General features: G+C 30.3%; 3 protein-coding genes and 7 tRNA genes. All 10 read left to right on the top strand.

The window, feature by feature from the left end; genetic code table 11:
• Window positions 1–131: 131 nt before the first annotated feature.
• The 10 genes from EDC18_RS14295 (at window position 132) to EDC18_RS14250 (ending at window position 4,471) form a co-directional block, all read left to right on the top strand.
• A tRNA-Asp gene (locus EDC18_RS14295) sits at window positions 132–205 on the top strand.
• 4 nt (window positions 206–209) lie between these two features.
• Window positions 210–282: transfer RNA gene (locus EDC18_RS14290), tRNA-Val, on the top strand.
• Between the two features lie 88 nt (window positions 283–370).
• Window positions 371–443 (top strand) — tRNA-Thr (locus EDC18_RS14285).
• 9 nt (window positions 444–452) lie between these two features.
• Window positions 453–534 (top strand) — tRNA-Tyr (locus EDC18_RS14280).
• A 6-nt stretch (window positions 535–540) separates the two neighbouring features.
• Window positions 541–613, top strand: a tRNA-Met gene (locus EDC18_RS14275).
• 8 nt (window positions 614–621) lie between these two features.
• A tRNA-Phe gene (locus EDC18_RS14270) sits at window positions 622–694 on the top strand.
• 6 nt (window positions 695–700) lie between these two features.
• Window positions 701–773 (top strand) — tRNA-Lys (locus tag EDC18_RS14265).
• A 304-nt stretch (window positions 774–1,077) separates the two neighbouring features.
• Window positions 1,078–2,049, top strand: a complete 972-nt coding sequence (locus tag EDC18_RS14260; RefSeq protein WP_132254246.1) for an AAA family ATPase — start codon at window positions 1,078–1,080, stop codon at window positions 2,047–2,049.
• A complete protein-coding gene (locus tag EDC18_RS14255; RefSeq protein WP_132254245.1) occupies window positions 2,049–3,119 on the top strand; it encodes a DUF58 domain-containing protein in 1,071 nt (356 codons plus the stop codon). Before EDC18_RS14260 ends, EDC18_RS14255 begins: the two co-directional genes overlap by 1 nt.
• A 26-nt stretch (window positions 3,120–3,145) precedes the next feature.
• Window positions 3,146–4,471, top strand: coding sequence for a hypothetical protein (locus EDC18_RS14250; RefSeq protein ID WP_132254243.1), 1,326 nt, complete (start codon window positions 3,146–3,148; stop codon window positions 4,469–4,471).
• Window positions 4,472–4,555 lie beyond the last annotated feature (84 nt).

Raw genomic sequence — 4,555 nt, 5'->3', positions numbered from 1 at the left:
GCAGACGCGTATCTGTCTTAAATAAAGACAAATACAATATGTCAAAAACATTAGAATGAACCGTTACAAAACTTCTTCTCAGTATGTAGTTTTTAAAGTATACAATGCTTTAAAACAAACGACGACAATTTGGCCCAGTGGTTCAGTTGGTTAGAACGCCGGCCTGTCACGCCGGAGGTCGAGGGTTCGAGTCCCTTCTGGGTCGTTCGGGGCGCATAGCTCAGCTGGGAGAGCACCTGCCTTACAAGCAGGGGGTCACAGGTTCGAGCCCTGTTGCGCCCACTTTAAAATCTAGTTCCTTGAATAAGGACATAAAATATAAGCCTTTATGGCTAGTAGGTTTTAAAATTGGTATTTTATTAGGTTATACGCCGACGTGGCTCAATTGGCAGAGCAGCTGACTTGTAATCAGCAGGTTATCGGTTCGAGTCCGATCGTCGGCTTGGTATTTTGGTGGGGTTCCCGAGTGGCCAAAGGGGGCAGACTGTAAATCTGTTGTTTCTGACTTCGAAGGTTCGAATCCTTCTCCCACCATTCTAACGCGGGATGGAGCAGTTGGCAGCTCGTCGGGCTCATAACCCGAAGGTCGTAGGTTCGAGTCCTGCTCCCGCAATTTCAATTGCCCAGATAGCTCAGTCGGTAGAGCAGAGGACTGAAAATCCTCGTGTCGGTGGTTCGATTCCGCCTCTGGGCATTATATGGGTTACTAGCTCAGCTGGTAGAGCACTGGACTTTTAATCCAGTTGTCCCGGGTTCGAGCCCCGGGTGACTCATAAAATAAAAAAAGACTATTATATAGTCTTTTTTTTGTTGTCAAGAATCTATTCCAATGAGGGAATAATGAGTTACATGGATATACCTAAAACTAAAATTTAGTTTACATAAGTTTATTAATACATTAATACTAAATTATATTATTTGGATAATTTGTACATATTATATATATATTCTTTGGTAAATAGTAATTAATTATTTAAATTTCATAGAAAAAGGTTGATGTAAATACTGTTAAAGAGTATAATAAAATAAGTATTACAAATGTAATAAATAAATCAGACAAGAGAGGTTGTTATTTATATGAATTTAGATAAGATTAAAGTAACGGTAGATGGTATAAAAGCTAATATACAAAAAGTTATCATTGGTAAAGATGATATTATTGATTTACTTATAATATCCCTCATTTCATCAAGTCATGTTTTGCTTGAAGATGTTCCAGGAACAGGTAAAACACTATTAGCAAAAAGCCTTGCTAAGTCTGTAGATTGCTCATTTAAAAGAATACAATTTACACCGGATCTTTTACCCTCTGATGTAACAGGCATTAATTTTTATAATCAAAAGAATAGTGAATTTGAATTTAGACCTGGACCTATTTTCACCAATATATTATTAGCAGATGAAATAAATAGAGCTACGCCAAGAACACAATCAAGTTTATTAGAAGCAATGGAAGAGAAACAGGTTACAATTGATGGTGTAACTAAAATACTAGAAAAACCTTTTATGGTAATAGCAACACAAAATCCAATAGAAACAGGTGGAACATTTCCTTTACCTGAGGCTCAATTAGATAGATTTTTATTTAAGATAAATATGGGTTATCCAACATTTGATGAAGGTTTTAATATATTAAAGAGATTTAAAGAAAATAACCCTATGGAAGAATTAAAAAGTGTAGCTATGATAGAGAATATAATAGAGGCATCTCACTTATATCCAAAAGTGCATATAAGTGATGAAATAATGAAATATATTATGGAAATAGTTGAAATGACTAGAAAACATGAAAATATTGTATTAGGTGTAAGCCCAAGGGGGAGTCAGGCCTTACTAAAAGCAACAATGATATATGCAATTATACAAGGCAGAGATTATGTGTTACCTGATGATGTAAAGAAGATGTCTAAAGCGGTGCTGGCTCATAGGCTGGTATTAAAAAGAACTTTAAAAATCCAAGGTGAAAGTGCAGAAATGATTATTGATAGTATACTAAAAAAAATTATTGTACCAACTGAATATAAGTTGGTGCAAGGGATGAGAAAATAATGTGGGTTCAATGGTTGTTCATTTCAACATTTATTTTTATGTATTTTCAAAGTTGGATTGTAAAAAAGTGGGGATTAAAAAGGATAAAATACAACAGGTATTTTAATATAGAAAGAGTATTCGTAGACAGTGAAGTACAAATGGTAGAGGAAATTGTCAATTATAAACTATTACCTATACCATGGCTAAAAGTTGAATCAAAAATAAATAAGAATTTATTTTTTAGCAAAGAAGAAAACAGAGTAGTTAAAAATGAAGAATACCACAGTAGTGTTTTTAGCTTATTTCCTTTTATGAGAGTGTTAAGAAAGTACAGCATTATACCTAAAAAAAGAGGTTGTTACAAGATGAATTCTGTTTCACTAACATGTGGGGATTTTATATCTTTAGGAAAAAGAAATTATCTTGATATGGAGTTAGAAAGTTTTTTAATCGTTTTTCCTAAACTGGTGCCTATGGAAGAAATTCCTTTTCCTAATAATAGCCTACGGGGTGATATTTTAGTAAAAAGGTGGATTATTGAAGATCCCTTTATGATATCTGGTGTTAGAGAGTATCATAACAATGACTCTATGAAGGATATTAACTGGAGTTCAACAGCTAAGATGGGGCATTTACAAGTAAATAAATATGACTATACAGCAGATCGGAAATTAATGATTTTATTAAATGTAGATATAAGAGAAGGCCAATGGGAAGTATCTGATATAGTAGATTCAATAGAAAAAGGAATAAGTTATTGCGCAACAGTAGCTAATAGTTTTATAACTTCAGGTGTAGAAACAGGGTTTGGTACTAATGGTGAAATAGTTGATTTTGAAGATGATTTAATCTATATACATCCTGATTCTAGCGAGGACCATTTATTGTATATGTATGAATTAATGGCTAAGTTGATTATTAAAAGTAAGTGTACATTTCATAAATATTTAGAAGAAGAAGTTAATAAAGGTAATAGCAATATAGATTATATGATTTTTTCAGCTTATATGGATGATAATATACAATATCAAATTAATAACCTTACTAGGCTTGGGAATACAGTAAAAGTTATCTTTCTTGAAGAATAGGAAATAAACAATAAAGAAGGTATACTATGAAATTAATATTTAAAAGTGTTGTTCAAGGATTAATTGAAATTATTATTTTTCTGCCTTTGCTTATTATGTTTAGTATTTATATTTTAAATGTTAATGAAGTTTATTTATGGTTAATAACTTTATTATTTTCATATGGTGCAGGGTCTATATTTAGAAAAATAGTGGGTAAAAATAAGAACGTAGCCCTTTATCTTATAATAGGCGTTATCATATCTTTTGTTAATATACAATGGTTCTTTGACTATTCTATATTTCAAGTTTTCATATTAACACTATTGAATACATTTATATTCTATAGAGGTAAAAGTTTTATGGATAATGAATGGGGCGGTTTATTACCTTCTAATATTATTATGATGTGTATTGTGTCATATACATTACTATTGTTATCATTTTTTTACGTAGAAAAACTTAAGCCATATAATAGTATGATTCAGGTAGCGGCAGTTATAACACTTATAATAGGACTTATAAGGATAAATGCTTTAGAAATAAAAATGATTGTTACACCAGATAATGATAAAGTCAATGTACCTAAGTCATTGGTTAAGAATAATTTAGTATTAACTGTAGTAGCAATAGTATTGATATTTATTGTATCCACCATTAATCATATTAGGGATATTATATTAACAGTTATTAAATCTATTGGTAAGGTGATTTACTTTCTTTATGGTTTGTTTACCAATATGATTTCATACTCTACTTCAGAAAATATGGGGCCAGGAGAGTTAGAATATATTGACTCAGCCATAATAAAAGATGAAACTCTTTTAGATAAGATAATAGAAGTTATTAAATTAGTAGTTTTATATGGCGTCATTATTTTAATAGGTATTTTATTCATTTATTTAATGGCTGTTATATTTCATAAAGTAATAAAAGGGTTAATATCATTTTTTAAAATTTTAATGGAATACTTAAATAAAGAAAATAAAAATGTTCTTTATGAAGAAGAAAAAGAAATGATAATGAATTGGAAAGACTTAAAAGAAAAATATCTAGAAAAAATAAATAATTGGATAGATAAATCAATAGAGAAAGAAAAAAAATGGGAAGATTTAAAAGATAACAAAGAAAGAATAAGGTACTTATATAGGGTATGGATTTTCCAAAAAATAAAAAATGGTTATTCTTTCAAAAGTAGCTATACACCAGAAGAAGTTTATACAGATTTATGTAAATGGAATGGAGATATGGCTTATGAAGGATCTGAAGAACTAATAAAGTTATATAATAAAAGCAGATATGGCAATAAAGAATTAGAAGATAAAATAGTTATAGAGTTAAGAAATACAATAGATAAAAAAAAGGTTCTATAATAAATGTTGGGGTGTAAAAACCTCAACATTATTTTTTTGTAAAAAAATAATGCACTTATCCTCAATTCCCTTTAACATGTTAAT

Source organism: Natranaerovirga pectinivora (genome assembly GCF_004342165.1).
Lineage (GTDB): Bacteria > Bacillota > Clostridia > Lachnospirales > DSM-24629 > Natranaerovirga > Natranaerovirga pectinivora.
The sequence above is the reverse complement of the archived record's forward strand: the minus strand, read 5'-3'. Positions and strand labels throughout refer to the sequence as shown.